General features: G+C 39.8%; 26 protein-coding genes. All 26 read right to left on the reverse strand.

The features are described 5' to 3' along the window. Positions 1-69 precede the first annotated feature (69 nt). Complete coding sequence (locus ACRBG0_RS04315) at positions 70-450, reverse strand: GxxExxY protein (RefSeq protein WP_431485677.1); 381 nt, start codon at positions 448-450, stop codon at positions 70-72. Positions 451-576: 126 nt separating this feature from the next. Beyond that, positions 577-1,773, reverse strand: a complete 1,197-nt coding sequence (locus ACRBG0_RS04320; protein ID WP_431485678.1) for a DegT/DnrJ/EryC1/StrS family aminotransferase — start codon at positions 1,771-1,773, stop codon at positions 577-579. A gap of 234 nt (positions 1,774-2,007) precedes the next feature. Then, a complete protein-coding gene (locus ACRBG0_RS04325; RefSeq protein WP_431485679.1) occupies positions 2,008-2,769 on the reverse strand; it encodes a YdcF family protein in 762 nt (253 codons plus the stop codon). 30 nt (positions 2,770-2,799) lie between these two features. Next, positions 2,800-3,396: an MBL fold metallo-hydrolase gene (locus ACRBG0_RS04330; protein ID WP_431485680.1), complete on the reverse strand. Its 597-nt coding sequence runs from the start codon at positions 3,394-3,396 to the stop codon at positions 2,800-2,802. A gap of 45 nt (positions 3,397-3,441) precedes the next feature. Continuing rightward, on the reverse strand, positions 3,442-3,663 hold the full coding sequence (locus tag ACRBG0_RS04335) for an acyl carrier protein (protein WP_431485681.1): 222 nt from the start codon (positions 3,661-3,663) through the stop codon (positions 3,442-3,444). 85 nt (positions 3,664-3,748) lie between these two features. Then, the gene (locus tag ACRBG0_RS04340; RefSeq protein WP_431485682.1) at positions 3,749-4,507 is read right to left on the reverse strand and encodes an SDR family NAD(P)-dependent oxidoreductase; all 759 of its coding nucleotides are present in this window, start codon (positions 4,505-4,507) and stop codon (positions 3,749-3,751) included. A 15-nt stretch (positions 4,508-4,522) separates the two neighbouring features. Beyond that, complete coding sequence (locus tag ACRBG0_RS04345; protein ID WP_431485683.1) at positions 4,523-5,257, reverse strand: SDR family NAD(P)-dependent oxidoreductase; 735 nt, start codon at positions 5,255-5,257, stop codon at positions 4,523-4,525. After that, complete coding sequence (locus ACRBG0_RS04350; RefSeq protein ID WP_431485684.1) at positions 5,257-5,484, reverse strand: phosphopantetheine-binding protein; 228 nt, start codon at positions 5,482-5,484, stop codon at positions 5,257-5,259. Before ACRBG0_RS04350 ends, ACRBG0_RS04345 begins: the two co-directional genes overlap by 1 nt. A gap of 98 nt (positions 5,485-5,582) precedes the next feature. Then, positions 5,583-6,392 (reverse strand): GNAT family N-acetyltransferase, encoded by an 810-nt coding sequence (locus ACRBG0_RS04355; RefSeq protein ID WP_431485685.1) that lies wholly within the window; start codon positions 6,390-6,392, stop codon positions 5,583-5,585. After that, positions 6,376-7,896, reverse strand: coding sequence for an amino acid adenylation domain-containing protein (locus ACRBG0_RS04360; RefSeq protein WP_431485686.1), 1,521 nt, complete (start codon positions 7,894-7,896; stop codon positions 6,376-6,378). Before ACRBG0_RS04360 ends, ACRBG0_RS04355 begins: the two co-directional genes overlap by 17 nt. 20 nt (positions 7,897-7,916) lie before the next feature. Next, the gene (locus tag ACRBG0_RS04365) at positions 7,917-9,032 is read right to left on the reverse strand and encodes a 3-oxoacyl-ACP synthase III family protein (RefSeq protein ID WP_431485687.1); all 1,116 of its coding nucleotides are present in this window, start codon (positions 9,030-9,032) and stop codon (positions 7,917-7,919) included. 10 nt (positions 9,033-9,042) lie between these two features. Further along, positions 9,043-9,675 carry an acetyltransferase gene (locus tag ACRBG0_RS04370; RefSeq protein ID WP_431485688.1) on the reverse strand — a complete coding sequence of 211 codons (633 nt, stop codon included), beginning with the start codon at positions 9,673-9,675 and terminating at the stop codon, positions 9,043-9,045. 3 nt (positions 9,676-9,678) lie between these two features. Continuing rightward, positions 9,679-10,284 (reverse strand): sugar transferase, encoded by a 606-nt coding sequence (locus ACRBG0_RS04375; RefSeq protein ID WP_431485779.1) that lies wholly within the window; start codon positions 10,282-10,284, stop codon positions 9,679-9,681. 10 nt (positions 10,285-10,294) lie between these two features. Further along, on the reverse strand, positions 10,295-11,443 hold the full coding sequence (locus tag ACRBG0_RS04380; protein ID WP_431485689.1) for a glycosyltransferase family 4 protein: 1,149 nt from the start codon (positions 11,441-11,443) through the stop codon (positions 10,295-10,297). Between the two features lie 15 nt (positions 11,444-11,458). Further along, positions 11,459-12,394, reverse strand: a complete 936-nt coding sequence (locus ACRBG0_RS04385) for a hypothetical protein (RefSeq protein ID WP_431485690.1) — start codon at positions 12,392-12,394, stop codon at positions 11,459-11,461. 14 nt (positions 12,395-12,408) lie between these two features. Then, entirely contained in the window at positions 12,409-13,533 is a 1,125-nt protein-coding gene (locus ACRBG0_RS04390) for a hypothetical protein (protein WP_431485691.1), read from the reverse strand. Between the two features lie 3 nt (positions 13,534-13,536). Beyond that, entirely contained in the window at positions 13,537-14,628 is a 1,092-nt protein-coding gene (locus ACRBG0_RS04395; RefSeq protein WP_431485692.1) for a glycosyltransferase, read from the reverse strand. Next, positions 14,621-15,463, reverse strand: a complete 843-nt coding sequence (locus tag ACRBG0_RS04400) for an ATP-grasp domain-containing protein (RefSeq protein WP_431485693.1) — start codon at positions 15,461-15,463, stop codon at positions 14,621-14,623. The genes ACRBG0_RS04395 and ACRBG0_RS04400 overlap by 8 nt, the downstream gene beginning before the upstream one ends. Positions 15,464-15,687: 224 nt before the next feature. Continuing rightward, complete coding sequence (locus ACRBG0_RS04405) at positions 15,688-16,839, reverse strand: CapA family protein (RefSeq protein WP_431485694.1); 1,152 nt, start codon at positions 16,837-16,839, stop codon at positions 15,688-15,690. Positions 16,840-16,844: 5 nt separating this feature from the next. Then, positions 16,845-17,981, reverse strand: coding sequence for a hypothetical protein (locus ACRBG0_RS04410; RefSeq protein WP_431485695.1), 1,137 nt, complete (start codon positions 17,979-17,981; stop codon positions 16,845-16,847). A gap of 97 nt (positions 17,982-18,078) precedes the next feature. Beyond that, on the reverse strand, positions 18,079-19,317 hold the full coding sequence (locus ACRBG0_RS04415; protein WP_431485696.1) for a hypothetical protein: 1,239 nt from the start codon (positions 19,315-19,317) through the stop codon (positions 18,079-18,081). Next, the gene (locus tag ACRBG0_RS04420) at positions 19,317-20,429 is read right to left on the reverse strand and encodes a glycosyltransferase (protein ID WP_431485697.1); all 1,113 of its coding nucleotides are present in this window, start codon (positions 20,427-20,429) and stop codon (positions 19,317-19,319) included. The genes ACRBG0_RS04415 and ACRBG0_RS04420 overlap by 1 nt, the downstream gene beginning before the upstream one ends. Before the next feature lie 34 nt (positions 20,430-20,463). Beyond that, positions 20,464-21,546: a non-hydrolyzing UDP-N-acetylglucosamine 2-epimerase gene (wecB, locus tag ACRBG0_RS04425; RefSeq protein WP_431485698.1), complete on the reverse strand. Its 1,083-nt coding sequence runs from the start codon at positions 21,544-21,546 to the stop codon at positions 20,464-20,466. Between the two features lie 42 nt (positions 21,547-21,588). Then, a complete protein-coding gene (locus ACRBG0_RS04430; protein WP_431485699.1) occupies positions 21,589-22,116 on the reverse strand; it encodes an acyltransferase in 528 nt (175 codons plus the stop codon). Continuing rightward, positions 22,085-23,599 (reverse strand): oligosaccharide flippase family protein, encoded by a 1,515-nt coding sequence (locus ACRBG0_RS04435; RefSeq protein ID WP_431485700.1) that lies wholly within the window; start codon positions 23,597-23,599, stop codon positions 22,085-22,087. Before ACRBG0_RS04435 ends, ACRBG0_RS04430 begins: the two co-directional genes overlap by 32 nt. A 9-nt stretch (positions 23,600-23,608) precedes the next feature. Then, the coding region (locus ACRBG0_RS04440) for a GumC family protein (RefSeq protein WP_431485701.1) at positions 23,609-25,666 on the reverse strand (2,058 nt) is incomplete at its 5' end.

A 25,666-nucleotide genomic window follows, 5' to 3' on the forward strand; every position in this document is an offset into this window, starting at 1 on the left:
ACGCAGAGGCGCAGAGACTTTTAATGGTCTCTGCGCGCAACCATTCTGTACCGAGGTCTTTTTCAGGTATCATAAGCCGTTGACTATTCTTGTAATGCCGTTTTTGATTAGGGTTTCGTTACAGTTGATTAGTAAGCCTAGTTTAAGGCCAGTAAGGCGAAGGTAGGTTTGTAATTGTTTGGCGTGTACTTTTTGGATATTTTCTACCGATTTTAGCTCGATGATGACTTTTTCTTCAACGACGAGGTCTGCGCGAAAGGCTATTCCCAAGTCAGTCTCACGATAAAATGCGGAAATGGGGACTTGCTTTTCTACTTTCAGGTTATAACCTTCAGTCAGTTCTAAGAAGAGAGCTGCTTCGTATATATTTTCATAGAGGCCCGGGCCTAGTTCTCGATGCACGCGGAGAACAGCTTCTACAATAATACCGGAAATGGTATTTTCTTCCATAAGTGTTTATTTAGTGTAAAGGGGTTTAAAGGACTCGCGCAGAGACGCAGAGACTTTTTTCAGAAGACTCGCGCAGAGACGCAGAGGTCTTTTTTTTAGTAAGTATTAGCGCTAGCGCGTAATAACTTACTCTGCGTCCCTGCGTCTCTGCGCGAAATCATTCTGTGTAAAATCATGCTGCGCGAACACCTTCCCCAAACTGGCAAAGATGCGTTCGAAATCTTCCTCTGTGAGGTTGGAGCCGCTGGGGAGGCAGAGGCCGATATCAAAGAGGTGCTCGGCGGTGGTGCTACCGTAGTAGGCACAGTCTGCGAAGACGGGCTGTAGGTGCATGGGTTTCCAGAGGGGGCGGGCTTCGATGTTATCGGCTTCCAGGGCCAGGCGGATGGTTTCCCTCGTAAGGCCGTGGTTTTTATCCGGATCAACGAGGATGCAGCTGAGCCAGCGGTTGCTGAACATGCCTGCTTGTTCTTCCTGAAATTGGATGTGAAAACCGCGCTCATTCCATTGCTGAAAGTAGGTACGGTAGCGCTCAAAGTTGGTACGACGCTGGGCAACACGCTCATCGAGGACCTCCATCTGGCCACGACCTATACCCGCCAAAACATTGCTGAGGCGGTAGTTGTATCCAACTTGTGAATGCTGATAATGTGGTGCGGAATCACGTGCTTGAGTGGCCAAGAAGCGGGACTTGGCGATAAGCGCTTCGTCGTTGCCCACCAGGGCTCCTCCTCCACTGGTAGTGATAATCTTGTTGCCGTTGAAGCTAAGAACACCCAACTTACCGAAGCTACCGCAGGGGCGACCGTCCAAGCTAGCCCCGAGGGCCTCGGCGGCATCTTCGACGATGGGAATGCTGTATTTCTCAGCGATAGCCATGATCTCGTTCATCTTGGCGGAAAGGCCGTAAAGGTGAACGGGAATAATGGCTTTGATCTGCTTACCCTGGGCCCGTTGGTCGATGATGGCCGCTTCAAGGGCCTGAGGGTCCATATTAAAGGTGTCGGCCTCGGAATCGATAAAGGCCGGTACAGCTCCTTGATACTTGATGGGGTTGGCTGAAGCCGAGAAAGTCATGCTCTGGCAAAGTACCACATCACCTGGACCTACGTCTAGCAAGATCAATGCCAAGTGAATAGCAGCGGTGCCACTGCTGAGCGCAGCAGCATGGCCAACGCCTATTTTTTGGGCCAACACTTCTTCAAAAGCATTGACGTGTGGCCCCAGCGGGGCGATCCAATTGGTGGCGAAGGCTTCTGCTACGTATACTTCCTCGCGCCCCGACATGTGGGGGGAGGAGAGCCAGATTTTGGGTTGATTCATGGTTGGGGATTTTCGACCCACCCCAACCCCTCCCTGAAAAGGAGGAGCTTTTTTGTAGAAACAGGGGTGAGGTGTCGTAATTTTAGGGAGTGATTTGCTAGGGGTCTATGGGCTGGGCTCCCTCTGTCCTGTGGACATCTCCCTCGCGGAGGGAGAATTTGGAAAAAATCAAGGGAGGTTCTGCTTCGTATTTATCAGTTTATCTCCCTTGCAGGAGCTAACACTTCCGAATTCCTACTTCTGATCTCCGACTTTGAACCAGGCGTAGAGCATACCGGCGTATTCGTGGAGGAGTTCTGCCGAGATTCGAAGCTTTTTAATAGAGGGACGAAAATTATATATCTGCGCACCTGGTTCTATCTTGACTCTGTGATTGGTTGGAGCAGGGATACACTTCACCCCAGAATTCTCGAATAAATACAATGCCCGTGGCATATGCAAAGCACTTGTGACAAGGATTACATTTTGCCCATCGCCAAACCTTCGAACATATGCAAGTGCTTCTTCACCCGTGTTCAAAGGAGTCTTTAACCAGGCAGTATCCGTGCTAGAAACCCCCAATTTCACAGCAGTATTCATCAATAACTCAGCTTGAGACTTTAGTCCTCTAACCTTTCCTCCTGAACCAACTAACAGAGCCAAAGTGTCCTGTTGCCATAATCTACATCCTTCAACTAATCGGCCTAAGGCGTTTGTTGAAAGCTGGTTATTTTCGGGTAATGCAGGGGAATAACTATGTCCTCCACCAAGAATTAAGATATGATGATCAATGCTATCGTTAACTTGCCACAAGACTGGATGTAGTCCTTCATGCTTATACGCTAAATAAATAGGAAGTGGTGAGCTAGATGAGACGAATAACCACACGAAAGCTATCGCAAAAAAACAAGTCCCTTTACTTTTTGTAAAAAATATTCGGCGTAATAAACCAATTATTACAATGATCCAAAATAAGGCAATCGGGTTTAATATAACTGCGGTGAAGCTTCGTAGCACTACTAATGCATTAAACTAGAAATCAGTTATTTAAGCCAAATTGAAAAACTCTACCCCAGTCACCTTCTTTCCATGACCAGCGCATATAATTGTGTCTTCTGTGATTAACTCCATAAGCTTTTGTTTACTCACTTTGCCTTCTTTTTTGTTTCCACTTTTTAGTTTTGTCACAATTTCATGGCCGGGGATTAACGAATCTCCCGTAAACAAATACTGATCTATTACAAATGATAGACACCCTTCATTATGTCCTGGCGTTGCAATAACGTGCAAAGGCAAGTGGTCAAAAAGCACGATTACTTCTTGATCCTGAATAACTCTTTGGTGCTCAGTTCGAATTTCTATAGGTGTGCCTTTGTAGTAAGATAAATTCAACTTGCTATCGGATAACCCTTCAAGTGTATATTGGGAGCCAAAAACTCTACAGTCTGGAAATAGATCGATCAGCTTGCTTAATCCACAGATATGATCATAATGACAATGTGTTAGAAAGACTCCAGCGACAGGCCTGTCAATAAGTCTACGTAATTCATCTGAAGTAGCTACAAAGCCAAAATCGATGACCCAACAAAACGAGGAATCAAATGGCTCTACTATATATGAATTCGAATCAAAGGCTGAATTCACTAATCTCTTTACGCGAATGTTATTGACTTTTTGTAATTGATATAATTACTCTTGCAAAAAAATAATAATATCTGATATCCTATTGAAATCATTGATTTGTTCTGCGGATAAACGCTTATCAAAGTCATCATCAGCTAAGACAATCAATGTCAACTTTGTCATTGAATCGAATTCTGGCATATCATCGAGCAGCTGACTTGCTGTCAAAGAACCTTCATCCACTTCAAAGGCCTCTTCAAGTTTGTTTAGTATTTCTTGTTCACTCATTATTATGGCATTATTAAAAAATATACGAAATAAATTCTTGACTTTCCATCAAAGCCTAGTGTACAAAACTCAATGTTTTAAACAACTATTTTATTAAAGCTCCTCCATCAACTGGAAGGCAAGATCCACTAATTTTTTTTGCGGAATTAGAAAGTAAAAACAGTATCATTTGCACAATATCTTCAGGTTCACAAACACCTAAAAACTGCCGTTCAGCAATGGCATCTAAAGTGGCTTCACCTCCTGGCACTTTAGTTAGGTTTTCCATCATCGGAGTTAAGGTAGCACCAGGTGCAACCGTATTGATTCTCACCCCCTTTTTATAAACTTCCTGTGCAATACAACGGACAGCTGAGTTCATAGCTGCTTTTGAAGCGCAATAGGCCGTCTTGGTTGGTTTCCCTAGAAATGCACCAATTGCAGAGACCCCAACGATACTCATTCCTGCATTAAATCGCCCTCTCTTTGTGAAACAGCGAACAAGTTCTACAAACGAGAAATAGTTAACGTTCATTACCTGTAGCATGAACGAATATTTGGAGACTCCCAAAGGCCTTACCGAACTTACTCCTGCACAATGTATCAGGCCATCTAATGGTCCGTTTTCTTCAGCTATTCTGCGGGAAAGAGTTTCAATTTTTTCGACTTCTTCCAAGTCAACCTCATAGGAAAAAAACGTTCCACTTTTCGCACCTTCTGTGTTCTCAATAAGTCTATTCTTATCCCTGCCGAGCTGAATAACTTCTGCGCCACCCTCGCTTAACGCAGCCACTGTTGCAGCCCCTATTCCAGATGAAGCTCCAGTTACAAGAAATTTCTTGCCCTTAAATTGATCTTTATTCATTTGCTAATTGAAATGTCAAAGAGAATATCCTCCGTCTAATTTAATCTCTGTCCCTGTCATTGTTTGGACCATGTCAGAGATGAGAAAACACACAAGGTTTCCCAGGTCATCTGGCGTGGAATCGCCGAGCGCATTTTTAGACTTGACTTCGGAGCCCAGTTGAGTAAGGTTGCTAATATGCTCCAGATCATAGTCAATTGTCATGGGGCCTTTTAGAATAGTATTCACTCGAATCCGGCGAGGAGCTAACTCTGCAGCAATATTTCGAACCGCTGCATTCAAAGCCGCTTTCGATACAGCATAAGCAAGTTTTGACTTTAGACCCAGGATACTACTAATCGAAGAAATAGCAACAACACTTGCCCCTTCTTCTAACTTCTTCTTTCTCAATAACAGTCGCATCACTTCGATAAAACAAGCACAATTCGCCTCAAACATTTCCCTCACTCGTTGAGGTTTACTCAATGATAAAGGTCGGACCCCCCCTGCTCCGGAAGCAAAAACAACCCCTTGCAATAAAGGAATAGAAGGCATCTTATCCTCCAATGAAGACCCTAATTCATCAGCATCAGAAAGCTTCCCATTGACAAAAGTGATCGTACTATACTTTGGGTTATCGGAATATTGATCCAGTTTTTCTTCGTCATCTATAACAATGATTCTGGCACCATACTCTAATAGTTGATCCAAGATAGCCAGTCCAGCTGAGTTAAGACCACCAACTAATAAGACACTCTTATTGGCTAACATTAACCCTTTTTTAACCTCATACATAAATCATATATAGCCTTTACAGAATTGAAGTTATCAGGATCCAGCTCTGTAACACGAATTGCAATGTCGTATTCATCATTTAACTCAGATATGATAGAGGCCACATCAAGTGAATCCAATATACCTGCATCAATTAAATCTTCCTCTGTTCGAAAATCTACATCCGGACGGATTGATTGAAGTATTTCTATGAGTCTTTCCATTATTATTTTTTATTCATAAACGTCAGCAAATGTAGTGTCAATATCCTAGGTAAAAGAAAATACTTTCGGCTAATAACAAGAGTAATATCATAATTAGCTTAACACTCTTTTTTTAGCATTGAAAAACTACTTTTATTACCATAGATAAATCCCATTTTCGAATACATAGCTAGCGCTTTCTTGTTGTCTGCCATCACCCAATGATGAAACCGGCTAATGCCTCTTTCGAAAAGCATCTTTATATAAGTCTTTACTAGTACAGTGCCATACCCTTGTCCTCTATTATTCCGATCAACAGCAATATGGCCTATCCAGGCTACTTTCCCTTTCACATAAAATTCTAAAAAGGCTACTGGCTTATCATCTTCAAATATGGCAAGTACTTCTCCGTTTTTGATCCTTGCAATGATCTCGCCTCTATTGAGAATATCTCCAGTGTAACGATCAAAAGTATCCGCAATTAATCCATGTACATAATCGGCATATATAGTATCTTCAATTACCTTAAGCATACCCCTTTCTCCTAAACCATTAAGCTCCGGACAGTCCTGAAACCGTGCCGTATATAAATGTCTCTCGATATGGTCAACAAATCCCACTGATCTTAAGTAAGCGATCTGATTATCTGGTCGATTAGGATAATTTCTGTAAGGAATTTCTACGGCTATCTCCAGATCATTGGGAAAGTGGGTTACTTGATCATTATTAATATGAAAATAGGCTTGAAAAAAACCTCCCTTATCAAGTAAAAGAAAAAGGTTATCATTCTCTAGAACATAATGGAGTCGCCTGTCATCAATATACTGTTGGTAGCTGCTCTTTAGATTAAAATCATTAGTCAGCGTATTCTGTGATTTCAGGGAAAGGAGAACCTTTTCGAGTTGCGTGTAACTAGTGATTTTTTCCATCAATATACTTTTTACGCAAAGCCAATCGATCACTTTTTCCATTCGGACTCATCGGCATTTCCAACAGATGCATTACTTCGTTCGGAAGCATATATTTTGGCAATCTAGTCCTTAATTTCGACATCAGATCTTCTTCTTCCATATTGTTTGCGGTAGTATAGAACAAGTGTAATTTCTGACTCTCCTTATCAAACAGGCACACGGCATCCGACACATTGCTAAGCGCATGAACAGCAACTTCAATATCTCCCAGTTCAATCCGGTGCCCCATCAACTTAATTTGTTGGTCTTTTCGGCCAACGAATACGAGTTCCCCAAACTCATTAAACCTAACCAGGTCTCCTGTTTTGTATATTTTGTCCTCGTAATGATTATGGTGAGGGTTTTGAATAAAGACTTCCTGTGTTTTATGCGAATCTCCATAATAGCCCATTGACAAACCTGTGCCTCGTACACATAGTTCTCCAATATCGCCTGTATCTACTACCTCTTCACCCTGTTCATTTAGTACATAAACCTGCTTATTACGGCAAGACTTCCCTATTGGGATGTACTCATCATCATCGAACTCCCTATTTACTTGATAATAGGTACAATCCACCGTGACTTCTGTGGGGCCGTATAAATTAACAAACGAACAATCAGGAAATGCTTGCTGCCACAATTTCAATTGTTTTGCGGGCATTGCTTCACCTGCAAAGAAAACGGACTTCAGAGCAGGCAGATTAGCACCTTCAAGGATTCCTGAGCTCCCCACCAATTTAACAGCAGAGGTAGCCCAAAGAATTGAAGTCACCTTTTGCTCCTCAAGAACTCTTATAAGATGCTTAGGAAATGAGAAGAATTTTCTTGCTAACACATGTAGGGTAGCTCCCGTAGAAATGGAGATGTAGATATCCTTTACCGAGCCATCAAAGTAAAATGGTGTTTGGTTACCTAATACATCTGTTGATGAAAAACGGAAGGTTTCCTTGAGCCAATACGTTAAGTCTATTACCGCCCTATGATTGATTATCACCGCTTTAGGCACTCCAGTAGACCCTGAAGTGAATATGGCGTAGGCAGGATCTACATCTAGTAATGTGTTTTTGACTTTGCTCAACAATTGCTCATCCAATACACTCTCCGTAAGTGAATGGAAATTCTCAACATATCCTGTGTAACCTAGCTGAGTCACCTTACTCTTGTCCGCCTCCCGATTGCAAATCACCGCCGCTGGCTTCAATACTTCGAGAATAAGTCGGAGGCGTTCTATTGGGGAAGTCTCATCTACCGGTACGTAGAAATTTCCACTGTAAGCAACTCCCATGAAAGCAATGAGTGGTTCAATTGACCTTCGAACCATTACGACTATTGGCTGTGATGTTCGTGCCTCACTATTAACAGCCCGAACCAACTCACTACCAATTCTTTGGGCTGTAGTTTTTAGCTCCCCAAAGGAGATTGAATTTTTATCGTCAGAAAAGGCAGTTTTACCCGGGAACCGGCTAGCTGTTTCGTCCAAAAAACCCGTTATGGAATACTTCATTTCTTAAGACCTGCGTATAGTTCATTTGGAGAATGGATCACTCCTTCCTCAAATACAGAATCGTCCTCCAGGATTGGATATATATCATTGGTAGAGATTTCTGCGGAAAAAATCCCCCAGGATACCCCTATTCCGAATCCACAGAACAAAGTATTCAATTTTTGTCCAGAATTATCGTCTCCATAGGCATCGATTAATGAGATTAATGGCGAAGCTCCAGACGTATTTCCGTACTTATCCAAGCTAATTGGCATCTTATCCATCGGAATCTTAGTCTTCTTCGCAATTTGCTTTAGAATAAAGAGGTTGGCTTGGTGAAACGCAAAGCTATCATAGTTATCCGCTGTAGTTCCTGTAGCAGCAAAGAAGTCTTTAATCACCTTGGGTACATCAAATATAGTAAAGGTGAATACCGCCGTACCTTGAATAAAGGAGTTGTATAACGTTCTTGGGTTACCATCTTTACATTCGAATACATCATCTGGTGGATTGAGATTACGGTACCCACCACCGGGAACAATCATATACCTATATCCGGAGCCATCCGATCTCAGCAGGGCTTGAATATTACTCTCCTCTTCCGTTTTCTCAAGTAAAATCGCAGCCCCAGCTTCGCCAAATAACATGACGGAGGACCGATCTTCTGGATGAACAGACTTACCGGCCGTATCACCAACAACAAGGATGGCCTTTTTGATATCGGAGCTATTCATCATCGCAGCTATAGTCTGTACCCCATAGATTAGTGAAGAACAACCCAAACTAATATCATACGCAATAGCATGATCTTTAAGACCCAATCTTTTATGCAAAACAAAAGCCGTTGCTGGCCGCCGATAATCTGGGCTATGAGAAGCAAAAATAACACAGCCAATCTCAGCAGGGTCAAGGTTCTTACGGCGGATAATCTCAGCGGCAGCAGTATAACCTAAATCAGAACAAGTCTGATGTTTGTTCGTTCTTCGTGACTGAACAATGCCTGTTGATTTGATAAATTTATTGACCTCTTCTTCTCCGAAGATTTCCTTATAATCTTCGACGCGCTGAATATTCTTAGGAACAGCACCTGCGATGGCAGATATTTTAATATTATTAAAAGTAAAAATAGCCATTTATAGCAATTTAGAATTTTAGTTTTTTGGCAGGATTACCAAATACCTTACTGTGGTCCTCAACACTTCTAATCACCATACTCCCCATTCCCACATACGCCCATTGTCCAATCGTTTTTCCTGGCACTACACATGTATTACTAGCCACGAATGCCCCCTGCTTCACCCGTACATTCCCGTTGATAGAACAATTCCCTGAGATCGTACAAAAATCCTCTAGTACTGCATCATGCCCGACTCCGGAGCCCAATAAAGTGACAAAGTCCCCTATAGTTACATTGGGCGAAACTTTGGCGTTAGGTGTAACAATTAATCCCTTTCCAATCTTACAAAAATCGCCAATAATGGCCGTTGGGTGTACAAGATTGGCAAAGACCGCTCCTCTCGCAAGCAAAGAAGTAGTAATTGATTGTTTTAGCGCGGGCTTAGCAATAGCACAAACAAAGACCTCGTTTGGTGATACTCGCCAAGATTGAATTGCTCCAAGCACCTGATAATCACATTCTATTCCCTCTAGAGCTTGCAGATTATCGTCTATGAATCCTTTGATCTTCCATCTTTGCTCCGCATTATTGACATGCTTTGCCCACTGCAAGACTTCCCGGCCAAATCCACCCGCACCAATAATAATGAGATCCTGCATATCTTAATTTTTCCCTGTAAAAGTAGGCATTGTTGAATTGGCATCAGCATTGATTCCTTCACGCACAATCACCTTTAGAAAGGTAAGCCACAGTATTTTAAGGTCCAAGCAAAAACTTATATGGTCTACGTAAAACACATCATAACGGAATTTCCGTGCCCAAGACAAAGTGTTCCGACCTTTGACTTGAGCTAGCCCTGTTATACCTGGCTTTACTTCGTGCCTCCGTGTTTGATCCTTATTGTACAACGGGAGGTATTGGACCAATAGAGGCCTTGGGCCAACAAGTGACATATCTCCTTTCAGGACATTAAATAGTTGAGGAATTTCATCAAGGGAATACGACCTTACTATGCGTCCAATAGATGTAATTCTGTCCTTGCCTGGAAGAAGATTTCCGTGTTCATCTTTTTCATCATTCATCGTCTTGAATTTTATTACTCGGAAAATTTCACCATTTCTCCCTGGCCTGTTTTGGAAGAAGAACACTCCCCCTTTATTAGATATGTAAAGCAGCAGTACTAATAGGACGAGAATGGGAAGCAGTACAAGCAGCGCGAAAAATGCAACGGATAAGTCTAACAGTCTCTTAAAAAAGCTGGCATACAAAGTTGATGTTTTACGCTTCATAGATCATTTTCATTCCATTCCAAATAGTAGTGCTATCAAAATTCGCGGCCCATTTCCTGCCATTATTAGCTAGCTTCTGCCGTAAATCAGAATCCTCTTTTAGTAAGCACATAGCATCTGCCAAAGGTTCTACGCTCCGAACATCTACGAGAACACCATTATATCCATCATTTACGGCATCTTTCGTTCCAGTACCGTTTGTACTTATAACCGGGATTTGCATTGCTGCCGCTTCTACTAGTACATTTCCAAAGCCTTCCCACCATGCAGGTAGCACAAATACATCTATGCAAGACAAGTACAAAGGCACATTATCTGTCCTTCCCGCCATTATCACACCTGGATGTGTTTTCATAGCACCAGGTAAAGTCTTGTCAGTCAACTGATTATGATCAAAAAGACCTACAAGCAATAATCGAATGCGATCATCTATATCATAAACGATTCTAAACGCTTCAAAAAGTTCTTTACACCCCTTTCTATCTATAATGCGCCCTACAAACCCGTAGACAAAGTGGCCTTGAATTTCTAATTTCTCCTTGAGGTCCTCTATTTCCCCCGTTGATACATTATCTTGAGAGAAGCGCTTAATATCTATTCCGTTACTACTTCCTTTATTTATTACCTGGCACTTTGCATTACTAAACACACTATCTGTCACTCCTCTTTCCTTAACAGATTGACTAATACAAATAATACTGTGAGCACATAAACCTGCTATCCATTCCATTACCATCAGTAACTTCCGCTTTCCCCCTTGCTCATGTTCATATCGAAATCCCCGACAAGTATATACCCGTTTTTTAACTCCAACGATTCTAGCAGCAATCATGCCTAGAAGTCCCATTTTCGGTGTTCCTACATTTACGATATCTGGCTGAATACGCCAGAAGTGGCGTAAAATGTGCCAAAGAGCTATTAAATCCGCCAATATGGATATTTCTCTCTCTATTGGCACTGGTAGTAGCTTACAGCCTTCTTGTTTACAGTAGGCAATCGTGCGTTCATGAGAAGGAGCAAGTAGGTATGTCTCATAGCCACGTTCTGCAAAGTACTTCAACTGCCCTTTTAGCAAGATTACGCTTCCTGGAGCGGTAATACCCACAATAAGCTTTCTGGATGCCTTTTTTTCTGTCATTAACAGTCTTAACTTTTACGTATCTAGATCGTCGGGAATTTTTATCTCGAGATAATCAAAAGTCTCCTTCAATTGAATATCTTTTTTTCCTTCAAACGTATTCTGAGAGACCAATGAATTTTTAAAGGCATCTCCAATAGTAAGAGGATCCTTATTGAATCTTCCGTTCGTTACCACTTTTATTCCCAAACGAATAAGATTTACTTTCCACCAAACATCATCAGAGTGCGGACTAAGGGTTCTTATTAGTTTTATATCAAAAAAAGTACTATCCAAGGGCAGATTTGGCGGTATTAAAGTACCGGCACCACTTGTGTGCATATTATAATGTGATGGATCACCTCCATTATAATTATGAAACCAAGATCGATAGGGTTTTAATGAATTCTTGTCAATAAGCAATCTATGAACTCTAGTTGCAGCAATACAAGTAGGGTTCTTTTGATTCAATTCCAATAAATTCTTGATTATGTCCTTATGGTAATACAAATCATCATCGAACATTATCACGTTAGCGTTGGGATGTTTTTTCAGCGCATAGTAGTATTTTTTATGGGATCTTAAGTCCTCACAGAATTCAATTTCCAAGCCCTTCGACTCCAACCTAAGCAACGTCATTGGTAATGATTCTTTGCCATCAGGAAACTGTTCCGAAGCCAGCCAAAGTATAACTCTATCTGGTTTTATTGACTGATCCAAAATGCACTCTATGCTCAGATGTACTTTTCCTATCCGTGCGGGGAAACTAGTTAGACTGGTAATTAGTTCTTTTTCGCGAAAAGAGAGATTTTTTTCTCGTGTTTCCCTAGAGGAATTAAACCTCGCAGAAAAAACCACATCTGCTATATTCTTAAATAATTTCTGCCATAGCCGATTCGCTATTTTACCTAAAATAGTTAGGTGCTGCAAATTAGGAGTACTGTAATAAATGCTTAAAATGAGATCTTTCATAAAATTAATGTATCCTATTTACCATTGTTCTCTATCATAACCTGCGCTAATTCAGCGCTATGAATAAACTCAACATCAGGAAATTTTCTCAAAAGCTCAGTTAGGAGTCTATTGAGTTTCATCAGAGAATTATCTCTGTTTTTTTGACTTAAACTGCCGATATAATTTACCCTATGAGTACTTATTACAGCTGGCTTATTAAATAAAAATGCATTTGATATCTCCCAAAGACACTCATCTACCCAATCTTTGGGCCCCGAACTTGGTTCAAAGTTAGCATTGCTTCGTGATACAAACATCGAGCAATCAATATTGTAGCCCCAAAACTCTTGCTTCATTTTCCGTTGATTGCTAATTAACCTTGGAAGGAAATGAGCTCCTGCCTTATTTAATCTTATTCCAGTATTACTTAATTTTTTCAGTACCTCGCTACCAACAACAGATTGAGATGGTGCAAATGAGATAGGTTCAAATCCAAATGTCTCTTTAAATAGCTCCAGCCCCTTCAAAGCATTATAATTAACATCCTCCTGTTCTTCGATTGACCAAAAATCAAATGCTGCATTATATCTTATATACTGACCTTTGCTTTCATCTAAAGGTATACCGGGCAAACTGTCACTCTCAGCGGCCAATTTTTCGTATTCATTACTATTGACGCACTTTAGCCAACGTATCGGTTGTAGATGCTCTTTGCCATGATATTGTGGAAGCCAGACTCCTTGGTCAATTCCATTGAACAACAGGCGTTGCATTTCATTTAGGATTCCATATTCCTCATAAGTTTCATTTAGGGTTTTATACTTGTATTCCTTAAACCCACCTTCTTTGCATAACTTAAAATCAGGATTAGCCACCAAATAGTTAGCGGTAAAAACTGGTGAGTTACCTTTATGATCTTTGTGTGAATGGAGTACTGAAAAGAGCTCACCTAAATCTACAGGGTGTTCAATTCTATCAAATTTGGTATATCTTGATTTAAATAAATCTAACCCTTTGCTTGTTAAAAACTTAAAAGCATCCTTGTCTTTTATTCTTACACTTCCCCAGTCGTCTGATTCAAAAAGTACATAACGTTTCTTGGTCTTCCACCCCCTGAGATTTACAAAACTCTTCCTTAATGCTTTATGTACATTCATTACTTATGTTACCTTTTCTTCTATCTGATTAGCTAATAATGCTAGATACTGCTTGCCAATTGCATCAGCACTTAGCCTTGCACTAATATTCCTTGCCTCATTACCTATATCTAGTCTCAATTCATCATCCTCAATTAATTTTGATAACACCTCGGTTAAGTCCAGTTTGTTGTCCTTTACAACAATTAGATCTTTCCCATTTTCGCCAATGCCCTCATATGGAATAGTATCAAAACATACTGACGGCAAGCCATATGCCATCGCTTCACAAAGCGCATTTGGAAATCCCTCTAAAACAGAAGGAAGAACAAAAATAGAAGCTTGGCTATAATAGTTGTCCACATTATTGACTTGTCCTGTAAACTTAACCATAGATTCGATTTGCAGCTTTTTTGTTAAGCTTTTCATATCTTCTAGCATGGGACCGGATCCACACATAACAAGCTTAAAGGATTTCTTATTCTTGATTTTGGAATAGGCTCTTATTAGTTTTTCAGGTGCCTTTTCCCAGGCAAAACGCCCCATATACAATATAATTTCTTTTCTTTCTACTTTTTCCTTTTTGATGTCTCTTAGCATATTTGGAATAACCACTATATTCAACCTTCCTTTGAATAGTTTTTTATTCCAATTCTTTGCCCTGGTTGTTTGTGCAATTAAAGTTTGTGCCTTAGGGTACGTTACCTTTTTTAATAATTTTAAAAACCTGGGATATCCAAAATCAGGACTTGTTCTATCGGAAACATGAATTTTTTTTGGCAAGCCAAAGCAAGCTATGATTACCAAAGGATTAAAAGTCTCACCAAAAGAAATAACATTTACTGTAGCATTTTTTGAAATATGAAAACGCAAGTATTTGATAACTTTCCAATAATAGAAAGGAAGTAGCAACCTATTTGGTCGATAACTAAATTCAGGAGTTATTATTTTTATTCTTTCGTCAGTTTGATAAAAAACTTCTTCCTTCTTGCAGGATATCAAAGTCACCTTGTATCCCTGTTTAACAAACCAATTACCTAAATTAGTTAAAGCTCTTTGTATACCTCCTATGCCTAGTTTTGGCGAAACTAAAATTATTGACCTCGAACTATCCATTAGTTAAAAAGCTCGATTTGAGGTTTTCAATAATCCAATCATAAAAATGAACAGGCCCAGAATGCCAATTCATATTGCTATCCCAGTAGCCTGGACATTTATAATATCCTTCTTTCCTAAAACCATAACTAATCTCAACAACTAAAGGCTCATCACCTCGGTAAACAAAGTCAAACGCAATGCATTGGCTCTTCAATTTAGTCGATAGATTAAATGCGAGTTTAATTAAACTATCCGGAAAAACCGATTTATCATATTCAATATAACCACTTCCACTTGCCCTGAAATCACCAGGCCTGTTAAACCTCTTGATTGCAAACGCTTTATCACCAATTACTATCACCCGAAAATCTGCCTCATTATTGGGAATAAACTCCTGCAAATAAACGTATCCCCACGCTTTACCTCTTGACTTTTCATATCTAACAGGAATAATCAAATGCGCAATAGCCTTAAGAACATCTATATTAGTTTTTGATCCCAGTCGATATCTCCTAAGTGTTTCTTTTATCCCATCCCATGCATCATAGTCTCTAACTCCCCTTCCAAGCATTTTTTTTCCAAGATTGATTAACTCCTTTGACGAATCAATCAATTTTACATTCCTACTTCCTGAACCTCCACGAAGCTTCCAAACTATAGGGTATGTAGTTTTTTCAGCAAATTTTTTCAAGGAGTCTAGATCATAAAACACATAACTCTTAGGTGTTGCTATATTTAAACTCTCAAACAGATATTTCTGGGCTACCTTATCATCAAAATGCCAAGCTGTATAGTGGTTTGGAAAAACTAACTTCCCAGATTGTTCTATTGCTTCAAGTAAAGGTCGAGCCATAATGTTGTCAATTGGCTCAGATTGTTGGTAATGCCAAAGCAACACGTCGAAGTTATTAATTCGCTGAACGATATTGGAATCATAGCAGTTTACTATTGCATAGTCCATATTGTTCCGCTCCAGGTACTCAATCCATTTAGAAGCAAATGAACCTTTATTATTATGGACAGCTATTCGCATTAATTCAAGGTGGTTTATTAATTAAGAAATGACTGCATCTTGGCTTAGCGTGTTGACTCTTGCTCCATCAATGTTACTTTTAGAATGTCGTTATGTGATTCACATCTGCAAAGGTTCAAAATCAATCTTTTCTTTGATGCACTTAATAAGTTGGGCAACAGGCCTTTCTTAAATAAAGACACCATCCTGCCCATATATGGATTTAAAAACGAATTATATTGAAGTCTCTTTTTTCTAGCAAATTCCTTAAAACAATCATCCAATCGCATATCATCGCGAATAATATCATTATAGGAATGAAGTTTAGCCATAAAATCTAGATATACATTGCCCTCCATTAAAGAAAGGCCATTCTTGTTTCCAAAATCTTGTATAAAGGGTAGGATCTTAAAATCTATAGTATCCTCCTTGAGGTTTAGCCCTACTGCTAATCCATGATACCAATCCGGAGACTTTTTCTTTGTAGAATCAAAGACGAAATTACCTAGGCTATAAAAAACAGGACTATTTTTGTAAACCTCAAAACCACTTGCAACGTGCGTATGATGTGCAACAACTGCGTCTGCTCCGCAATCTACAAAATACCTAAACAAGCGCTTAATTCTGGGACTCGGTAATGGGTAGTATTCGTTGCCTCCGTGATATATTACAATTGTTTTGTCAACAATGCCCCTTAATGTAGATATTTGATAGTAAGCATTTACTTCGTTAATCCCATTTGCTGACGCTAATGAATTAGGTGAATTTATCCATTCATTTTCGCAAATATTAATGATTCCAAGTTTATAATTGCCTACAGTTTCAATGAACGGCTTATCTATATGCGATTGCTGGATATCGGCCCCCACATGACGAATATTGTGCTTCGTTAATCCGTTTATTGTAGCAGTTACTCCAGCTTCCCCGTAATCCATAATGTGATTATTCGCCAAAGTAACTAAATTAAAGCCTGCATTTTCTAGCAATGGAAGGACCTCTTTGCCCATCCTAAGTGAAGGACCAGTCTTGGGTAGTTTCCGCCCTGCACTGCATACAGGAGCTTCCAAATTTAAGACACCAATTTTTGAGTTTTTGATATACGTACTTAGATCACCAAAAACACTTTGAGGTATTTTAGAATCTAATATATCTGGCACCCTACTACCAGAATATGGACCAACATAAAAATCTCCACATAAAAAGATATCGTATCCCATTAAACTTATGCTTGTGAGCTAATATAGTCCCCTAATTTCTCCGAAGAAACAAACTCAATATCAGGATAACGTTCTATAAGCCCAGTCAAGATAGCTGAAAAATTTTGTAGATTTCGCTCCCGATTTTGCCTTTGAATACCTCCCATGAAATTAAGTCTATGAGAAGAAATAACGAGTGGAGCTCCAAAGGCAAAGGCAATATAGGCATCACTTAGTATCTTTTTTTTCCAATTAACCTGCCCCTTTACAGAAGGCTCAAAAGCAGAATTGCGTACCAAATAGAACTGCCCATACTTATTCTGTTCACCCATACAATGACGATCAACTCTATAATTGTCACCTAATGGTACTTTCTGAGCCCTGGCCCCTTGTATATACCTTATTCCATTTGCTAGCATCATTGATTCATGAGCCTGATGCCATGTGTAGTTTGGAGCTATAAATGACCTGGATGTAAAACCAAATTCTTCCTTGAACAGTTCTGCTCCATCTTTCATCCAAGACCGATGCCTTTGAAGTTCATCTTCTTCAACAAAATCCAAAGCTGCTAGATAAGTTTTCCTTGGCTTTGCTGCAATATTAGTACTCAAGCCGTATACATTGTTGTTGAAAGCTATAGTAGTATCTTGAACCTTACACTTTAAGTCAGAAAGCCAATTGTTTTGATTCACGTGATTTAAACCATGCAGCTGAGGGTACAAATAACCTTCTTCAACAACCTGTTTAAACATTTCTAAACCCTCCGTATTCCCATTGTAGTAATCATGACTTTGCCGCAGATTCAGTTCTGAAAACTTCTGAAAGGTTGATTCCTCTATTTTTAAAAAATCAGGATTACTCATCACTACATTTGCAGTAATAACCACTCTTTTTCGGATTTTTTTTTCGAGCTTATTGAGGGTGTCTCTGAGTCGTAGTATGTCCTCCGTACTTTCTAGATTGTCTAATCTATTATATGGGCATTTGTCAACTCTAATTCGATTTTCCAGTAGCGTTTCATAAGTAATTAGATTCGGCATTCTTACAGACCCCCAATCATCTGATTCAATAACACAAAATTTCCTATTACTCTTAAATCCAAGATAATTTAAGTAGGCTGTCGAAAATATGGTTTTTAATTTACCTAAAGGTGATCTCTTCATTAGTTTATTCCATTATCGGTGGACAAGGAGTATACATCTGATTCTACGCAAAGACATAATTTTAAAGGCCAATTTTAGTAGCAGTAAGTAGATGAATTCAGAATATCGCTTTTAGCACATCATTAAGAGATAAATTCTCTCCAATAGTAAAGATTGCGAATAGTGGGTTACCTAAAACTGTAGTTACACTGAAAGCATAAAAACCTACCCTGATCGAAACAATGATGAACAACAGCAATGCCGGATAAGAAATCTTAATAACACGTTCCATTAAACGGTCTTTAACACTATTCTGTAGGTAAATGGAGAGGATTACCAATGATAGCAAACTAGCCAGAGACAAGAACCGCCCGCCCGAAGGAAGGGTTGATAAAATGTTACTTACAGCAAAAAACAGGTAGGTAAAAGATAAAACACCAAGGAGTTTCCTATTGGCAACTAAAACTCTTCTGAGTCTGAAATACAGTACGGTTAAAAACACGGCCAAACTCCAGTGCAAAACTGGATTGTACAAGACCGCATACCAGCGCTTATCAGCACTCAGAAGTTCACGGTCTTGAAAGGCAGAAATGGCCTCCTGATCCCGATAACCTTCACTGCGTTCAACAAAACTCTCCGGTAAGTAGTTATCTGCAAGTTGATTGAATTGGTTAATATCTAATTCTTTAATAAAAAAAGATCCCAGAAAAGCAACGAAGTACAAATTGTAACGGTTGCCCAACACCATATATCCCAAAAGGATCAGAACAGGAACCAAAAACGCAAAATGAAAAAGCCACGGAGAGATAAAACACCAAAACAATTTCCTTTTTTTGCCATCGTACAGATACGGGAGTAGTCCGTACAAAAATGCATGCGAAGCCGTGTAAAAACGGAATCCATTAATATTCCAAATGGGTAATATTAGAAACAAACAAGTTATTAATAACACAACAATTCCGCGCAGCCTACTGCCTCTTAATCTTTCATAAACGAACCAGATATTTCGAGAAAAAAAATAGCCATAAATCACCCCAAAAATGATAACAAGATAGTAACCGTTTGGGGTGAATCTAGAAACAAATATGGTAAGAAAAGTGCGCGCTACATCTACTTCTCGCGAGTTTTTAAAGTACTCGATGGCATCCCACCCCCCCATAGACTGGCCGTACAACTGCTCTACCCAAAGCATATAACGATTAATATCAGCTCCTTGCGTTTCCAGTCCCACCGAAAAGGTCATGGAAAAGAAAACCGTAAAGGCCCAGAGGATATTCTTTACATATACCTGGTTGTAGTTGTACAATGCATACAAAAACGTAAAAAAGGGATTAATAAAAAAGGCAGTCCAAATCATCAATCGAGTGCCAAAAATTTCTGAGCAACATTTTCAATTCGGTAGCGATCAAAATTTTCATCAACAAATTGCCCTCGGTAATTCCCTACAAGAAATTCTCTGATGGTTTCTGTTGGCAAATGACTTTGCTCATACGATAATATGGGGCGGCCACTTATACGGTAGTCAATCAATTTTGTCGGTACAGCATTAATTATTCCTCCCGTCCGATCTGTATTTACGTTTACCAGAAAATCAGCTTTCGTAAGTTCGACCAGTAGTTGCTCGCGAGGGATATAATCTCGCAAAAAGATTCGCTTACCAATCAGTGCCTTGAAAGAATTAAATTGATGATGATTTTTTGCGTAGAGAATAAATCGGTATTCTACCTGCTCGCTTTCCAGAAATTCAATCAAAGAGAAAGGATCACGATGTCCCGGGATAACGGCTCCACTGTAGATAAAAGTAGGGATTGGATGCGGTTGGTATTCATATGCTTGCGCCTGAGAGAACCTAAAACCTTGTGGAATCACCCGGAACTTATCCAGGTAAGTACGATTAAAAAGGTCTTTCATTTCCTCGAATGGTACTGTTATATAGTCCGCTTTTTTAAGGAAATTGTTTTCGAAATAATGAAAATAGAACGGTTTGCGAAAGGTATCATGCCGATTGTACATAAAAGGATCTCCACAGTCTGCCACCCATACCTTAGCTGGGTTATTGGCAGACCTCCCCAATCGCCATACCGACGCAACGCCCCAATGAATGGGGTGCGGAACCGCTACTGATATCAGAAGATCGTATCCTGACTGCCGCTTCAATGCTCTTCTAACTTGAAAGTAAAACTGAATATGCGGATACTCGAAAAACAATTGTAGAAATCGATTTCTGATCCGCATAAGCCAATGAGTGATTCCCCTGGCTGGAAGCGGAGCAAAATAAGTTCGGCGGCCTAAGTTCTGGATACGAATAGTATGGGTCTGCTCAAACTGATTATGTACTTCATTATTTCTTGGTGTCAGCACGGTAACTTCGTGTCCCTGACGAGCAAATTCTTTTGCTAATTCCGTACTACGGAAAGAACGGGGTGCCTGAATGGGATAAAAACTACCACAAATAATTAATATTCGCATATTTGCCTTAAAAGTTATATTGCAAGCAGGTAATCTATGGCGTTTCAAGCAAAGCTTTTACGATTAGCTGTGCTGCATTACCATCTCCATAGAATTTTTGATCGAAAAGAAAATCGCGGTTCTCAATCTCCCTTAATGCTTTTCGCATTTTATCAACATTCGTTCCTACTACATAATTAAAACCATGTTCTACCAACTCAGACCACTCTGTTTCCTCTCTCATAGTTATACAAGGTACCTGGTGAAAATAGGCTTCTTTTTGAACCCCTCCACTGTCAGTAATAATAAATAGGGCATTGGTTTCTAGTAGAACCATTTCCACGTAACCTACTGGTGATATAGCTCTAACATTATCTGGTAGATGGATTTGAAACTTAGAAAGAGCATTTTTTGTCCGTGGATGCAACGGAAAGATAATCTTATGGTTAACTTCTGACAATCGATCCATAACCTCAGACAATTGCTCCGCAGTATCAGTATTTTCTGCCCGATGGATGGTTGCTAAAACATATCCCTGTGGAGTTGCCCCCCATTTCTCTATACCTTGCCCCGAGTTGCTAATTCTTTCTCTAAACATAAGAGCTACATCATACATAATGTCTCCTGACCACCTAACCTTATCGTTTGGAATTCCCTCCTTTTCTAAATTCCTCGCAGCTCCTTTGGAAGGCACAAATAACACATCAGAACTATGGTCCGTTAAAATGCGATTTATCTCTTCTGGCATCTTTCGATTGAAGGAGCGTAAGCCTGCCTCTATATGGGCTACAGGAATATGTAACTTAACTGCAGCCAATGCAGCAGCCAACGTGGAATCTGTATCACCGAAAACAACCACCCAACTGGGTTTTACATCTAGGAGAACTTCTTCAATTTGCTCAATCATCCTCCCTGTGTTTTGCCCATGGGTTCCTCCTCCTATACCTAGATTAATATTAGGTGATGGAATTGCAAGTTCTCGGAAGAAAATATTTGACATATTGTCATCATAATGCTGACCAGTATGCACAATAAAGTGCTCAACATCTTCATGCATCAAAAGCTCTTGATGAAAAGCAGCTAATTTTACAAATTGCGGCCTGGCTCCAATAACTGTTAGTATAGTGTATGCTGACATTATTAATTATTTTTCTCTAAAAGTATTCGTTGATGAGTACTGTTAATGAGTCAGCTTTCTGATTACTTTTGCTGGATTCCCCCCTATAACCACATTAGACTCAAATGACTTTGTTACTACAGCACCTGCACCTACTATCACATTATTCCCAAGATTACACGAGGGTAATATAACTGAATTTGCACCTAGCCAACAATTACTCCCGATAACAATAGGATCTGCCTTAACATGCATTTTAAAATCATCTAGCTTGTGATTGGCAGATATGATCTTGACGCCTGGTGCTATCATGGTATTATCACCAATAATGATCCCCGATATACCTTGAAAGTAGCAATTACCACTCCCCGCCATGTACCTAGCTACTCCTGCTCCTATTTGAATATCACCACTTGCCTGAGAGGTATAATGGAGCATGAAGTTAACTCCAGAATTCAGTCGACATATTTTTTGAAAAAAAAAGTTCACCAGACGCAATTGTGTACTTGCAGGTGAAAATAGATATTCCAAAAAATTAGAAGGAATGTTATTTTTCCAGTTACCGTATCGATTTTTTTCCAAAAGCATCATGCAGCTTATTTATTAAAGGCTTGCTTACCCATTTATAGTCTATTCCAACAAATGGACTCAATAAGAAAACCGACGTGAAGAAGACTCCCCCTGTAATGAAGAGTCTAACAACAACGGTATAGTGCAACAAGAAAGCTAACGATATTTTCATAACCCCAATAATGCAAAGGGCAAATAGAGAGATTTTAAAAAGGCTTGAAAGTGGAATTAATTTTGTCAACGATACTTCAAGAACTTTACCCGCCCTGAATAGTGCAAGTAATACCAGCAGAATTGTTGTTAAAACGGAAAGGGCCGCGATCGCTATCGGATGACTAACAAAGCTTACCAGCAAACTTCCCATTACCCAAATAAATACGGCGCAAACGGTATGAATATATGCATAGTATTTAATTTCTCCCATTGCCATCAATAGCGGAGCAAAGATGATTATATTGAAAAAATTAACTCCCATTGCCATCTGAAAATATAAGGCAGACTCACGATAACGTTCTGTATATAGTAACACAACGAAGTCCTCTGCGGTGAAAAGAAAAAAAATCACCATAGGATAAATTAGCGTTGCCGATTTTTTGAGGGCACTCTTCCAGAGTCTCAGCAATTCTTCTTTTCCCTCTTTTTCATGTAATATCTTAGAGAACTGTGGCATCAAAACAAGAGAAGTTGCCCCAGTTATCATACTAACAAAAGGTAGCTGAACAAAGCCATTAGAATATTCAGCAAAAGCTTCTGCTCCGAAATATCTACTAATGTAAAATTGGTCTGCAGATCTAATCGCTACGCCTGCAATACTAGCCCCAACAATGGGTAGACTATAAGCAAGAATTTCTTTGAGAGGTAAGTTCGAGTCTTTAGCATTAATTCCTCGAAAAGGAATCTGCTTAAAAAAAAGGGCCATGATCAATATAAGAACCGAACCTACTATCCATCCATATATTGCCGACAGATAGGTGCCACCAAAGATGATAACTGGTACAAGGATGCAGGCCAATAGTACTAGTCTGGATAGTGCGTTATATATTGCAATCAGATAGGTCTTTCGGTAAGTGGCAAAGATACCTTCTAACCCTAGAGTTGGTAGCAGTAACAAAGGAATTGGCGCGAAAATTCGCAAGCCTGTTGCAACTTCTGAATTATTCAATAAATATGCAATGGCATTGCTTCCAAAAAACAGAACAAAAGAGAATACTAAACCACAGATAGCGAGAACCCCCGTAATTTTAACTACAATTTCTTTCCCCTGAGCCAAAGAAAACCGCGGAAGAAAAAAAGCAAATACTTTTGGTAGTCCCGCAGTGAATAAAATCAAGAGGCTATTATAAATGAAAAGAATCTGCTTATACGTACCGTATTCTAGTTTGTCAAAATACCGGGACAAAATCGCGGCACTAATGATCGATAACCCAAAAGAACTCAACGCACCAATTCCCACCCAGAATGCCTGGAAAAAATTGCTTTGTTTTTCGCCTATCGGTTTGCTCATCGACTCGTTCTAATCACTTTTTCTTTGGCCATATTTCCACCACTTGTTCCGGTTCTCATCCCCCTCATAATAGCCATAACCGTAACCATAACCGTAGCCATAACCATAGCCATAGCCTCTCCCCTCCTTGATGCCATTTAAGACGATGGTGAGGTTCTTAAACTTTCCTGTTTGCCGCATATCTTCTAATGCCCTTAACATCATTTGCGGTGTCTTACCGTAGCGAACAGCAAAAATGGATACGTCTGTAAACTTCTCCAATAAAAACGCATCAGCGACAAGACCTACCGGAGCTGTATCAATGAGTATGTAGTCAAAATTTTGCGCTAGAGTAGTAAACAACTCTCGCGTTTTAGAAGAACTCAGCAGCTCTGCGGGATTTGGGGGAATGGGCCCACTTGGAATGAAGTACAATTGCTCATTGATCTCACTTTGATAAAGAATGTCATCAATATCAATATCTCCAATGAAAAAGTTGGTGACCCCTCTCATTTGATAGTCCTCGTTTTGCACAAGATACTTGGCTAGTTTGGGCTTACGCAAATCAAGCCCAAGAACCACAACCCGCTTACCTGTCAAGGCCAGGGACATACCTAGGTTAATCGTGATGAAGGTTTTTCCATCTCCTCCCATACTAGAGGTTACCAGAATAGTCTTAAGGGTTTCTTTATCGCTAATGTAGTTAAGGTTTGTCCTCAACAAACGAAACATCTCTGCTATACCCGTTCGGCTATCTCGATTAACCACAATAGGGTCGTTATTTTTATTCTGGACAACTCCTCCCAAAATTGGGACTTTGGTAATGCGTTTGATCTCTGCTTCTGAATATATTTTGTCGTCGAAGACTTCTCTCAGTGAAATCACACCGATAGGAAGCACAAAACCTAACATTAGAAAAATTGCATAAATCTGTAATGTTTTCGGAGAAATCGGAGCAATCATAGTAAGAGCCGGATCAATAACTCGAGCGTTTGGAACAGTAATTGCTGCCGAGAGTGCCGTTTCTTCTTTTTTCTGTAGCAAGAATAAGTATAGCGCCTCTTTAATATTTTGCTGCCTTTTTATTTCTAGTAATTCTCTTTCCTGGCGGGGGATCTGGCTAATTTTTTCTTGCAACTCTCCAAGCTTATCCTTTGTCTCAGCTATAGCAAACTCCAGATTAGATAGGACCCCTCTAATTGAAGCTTCAATATTACTCCTCATTTCCATCAACTGCTGCTCAAGCGCTAAAAGATTAGGGTTACCTGGAGCGGCGGAGCGTTGCATTCGTTGGCGAGCCAGCAACATTTCATTGTAAGTGCTAATTTGTTCAACGATATCTCCTCCTTGTTGGAATAAAACACCTGCTGGTATAAGCTCATACTGTTTTATATCATTACTAATGAATCGATTTACTGCCCGAAGTAATTCTAACTCAATCGTCTGCTGAGTTAACCGATCATCATAAGCCGCTATCTCTGTCAAGGCAAATTCAACAGTAGTAGGTGTTTCCGAAGGTATTTCATTTTCTCTTTTATATGATTCCAAGCCTCCCTCTACCTTGCTGAGTTCCATCGTCAAGAGTCTAAGGCGCTCATCGATGAAATCCAGTGTTTTTTCTGCTACCTGGTTTTTGTCATTTATCGTAGCCTCATTATATAAACCTATCAGTTTATTAATGATATCAGAAGCCTTCTGTGGAACAGGATCTTCCATCTGAAGGTGCAATACACTGGAAAAATCGCCAATCGTTTTTACCTGAAGTTTTTGTAAGTATTTCCCATAACTGATATTGGTTCTAATCGATATGTTGTTTGATATAATTGGTGAAGATGTATTTCTCCTGAGCCAGAACGTATCCGTTTTCAGGATCAAAGGTTGATCAAAAAAACGTATTTCACCATCTTCACTATCTGCATCCGGAAAAAAGAGAAAGGAACGGTCATCAATTGCCCGCACCTCAATTCTCTTCCCTCTTTTGGTTGTGTTCCAATGAACAGAGTCGAGTAATATTGGTGCAGTACCACCGTATAACTCAGTGTTTTTTAATCGCCCAAGTTCTGAATATTGAATATCTAACCCTAAGTC

The sequence above is a fragment of the Lewinella sp. genome (genome assembly GCF_050633125.1).
Lineage (GTDB): Bacteria > Bacteroidota > Bacteroidia > Chitinophagales > Saprospiraceae > Lewinella.

What these genes read in the sequence shown, in the direction of transcription:
- ACRBG0_RS04405 (WP_431485694.1), bottom strand. Translation starts at nt 16,839, where the DNA reads ATGGGATACGATATCTTTTTATGTGGAGATTTTTATGTTGGTCCATAT.
- ACRBG0_RS04435 (WP_431485700.1), bottom strand. Translation starts at nt 23,599, where the DNA reads ATGAGCAAACCGATAGGCGAAAAACAAAGCAATTTTTTCCAGGCATTC.
- ACRBG0_RS04350 (WP_431485684.1), bottom strand. Translation starts at nt 5,484, where the DNA reads ATGGAAAGACTCATAGAAATACTTCAATCAATCCGTCCGGATGTAGAT.
- ACRBG0_RS04315 (WP_431485677.1), bottom strand. Translation starts at nt 450, where the DNA reads ATGGAAGAAAATACCATTTCCGGTATTATTGTAGAAGCTGTTCTCCGC.
- ACRBG0_RS04410 (WP_431485695.1), bottom strand. Translation starts at nt 17,981, where the DNA reads ATGAAGAGATCACCTTTAGGTAAATTAAAAACCATATTTTCGACAGCC.
- ACRBG0_RS04415 (WP_431485696.1), bottom strand. Translation starts at nt 19,317, where the DNA reads ATGATTTGGACTGCCTTTTTTATTAATCCCTTTTTTACGTTTTTGTAT.
- ACRBG0_RS04395 (WP_431485692.1), bottom strand. Translation starts at nt 14,628, where the DNA reads ATGGATAGTTCGAGGTCAATAATTTTAGTTTCGCCAAAACTAGGCATA.
- ACRBG0_RS04335 (WP_431485681.1), bottom strand. Translation starts at nt 3,663, where the DNA reads ATGAGTGAACAAGAAATACTAAACAAACTTGAAGAGGCCTTTGAAGTG.
- ACRBG0_RS04420 (WP_431485697.1), bottom strand. Translation starts at nt 20,429, where the DNA reads ATGCGAATATTAATTATTTGTGGTAGTTTTTATCCCATTCAGGCACCC.
- ACRBG0_RS04430 (WP_431485699.1), bottom strand. Translation starts at nt 22,116, where the DNA reads ATGATGCTTTTGGAAAAAAATCGATACGGTAACTGGAAAAATAACATT.
- ACRBG0_RS04390 (WP_431485691.1), bottom strand. Translation starts at nt 13,533, where the DNA reads ATGAATGTACATAAAGCATTAAGGAAGAGTTTTGTAAATCTCAGGGGG.
- ACRBG0_RS04340 (WP_431485682.1), bottom strand. Translation starts at nt 4,507, where the DNA reads ATGAATAAAGATCAATTTAAGGGCAAGAAATTTCTTGTAACTGGAGCT.
- ACRBG0_RS04370 (WP_431485688.1), bottom strand. Translation starts at nt 9,675, where the DNA reads ATGCAGGATCTCATTATTATTGGTGCGGGTGGATTTGGCCGGGAAGTC.
- ACRBG0_RS04320 (WP_431485678.1), bottom strand. Translation starts at nt 1,773, where the DNA reads ATGAATCAACCCAAAATCTGGCTCTCCTCCCCCCACATGTCGGGGCGC.
- wecB (WP_431485698.1), bottom strand. Translation starts at nt 21,546, where the DNA reads ATGTCAGCATACACTATACTAACAGTTATTGGAGCCAGGCCGCAATTT.
- ACRBG0_RS04355 (WP_431485685.1), bottom strand. Translation starts at nt 6,392, where the DNA reads ATGGAAAAAATCACTAGTTACACGCAACTCGAAAAGGTTCTCCTTTCC.
- ACRBG0_RS04400 (WP_431485693.1), bottom strand. Translation starts at nt 15,463, where the DNA reads ATGGCTCGACCTTTACTTGAAGCAATAGAACAATCTGGGAAGTTAGTT.
- ACRBG0_RS04365 (WP_431485687.1), bottom strand. Translation starts at nt 9,032, where the DNA reads ATGGCTATTTTTACTTTTAATAATATTAAAATATCTGCCATCGCAGGT.
- ACRBG0_RS04385 (WP_431485690.1), bottom strand. Translation starts at nt 12,394, where the DNA reads ATGAAAGATCTCATTTTAAGCATTTATTACAGTACTCCTAATTTGCAG.
- ACRBG0_RS04345 (WP_431485683.1), bottom strand. Translation starts at nt 5,257, where the DNA reads ATGTTAGCCAATAAGAGTGTCTTATTAGTTGGTGGTCTTAACTCAGCT.
- ACRBG0_RS04380 (WP_431485689.1), bottom strand. Translation starts at nt 11,443, where the DNA reads ATGACAGAAAAAAAGGCATCCAGAAAGCTTATTGTGGGTATTACCGCT.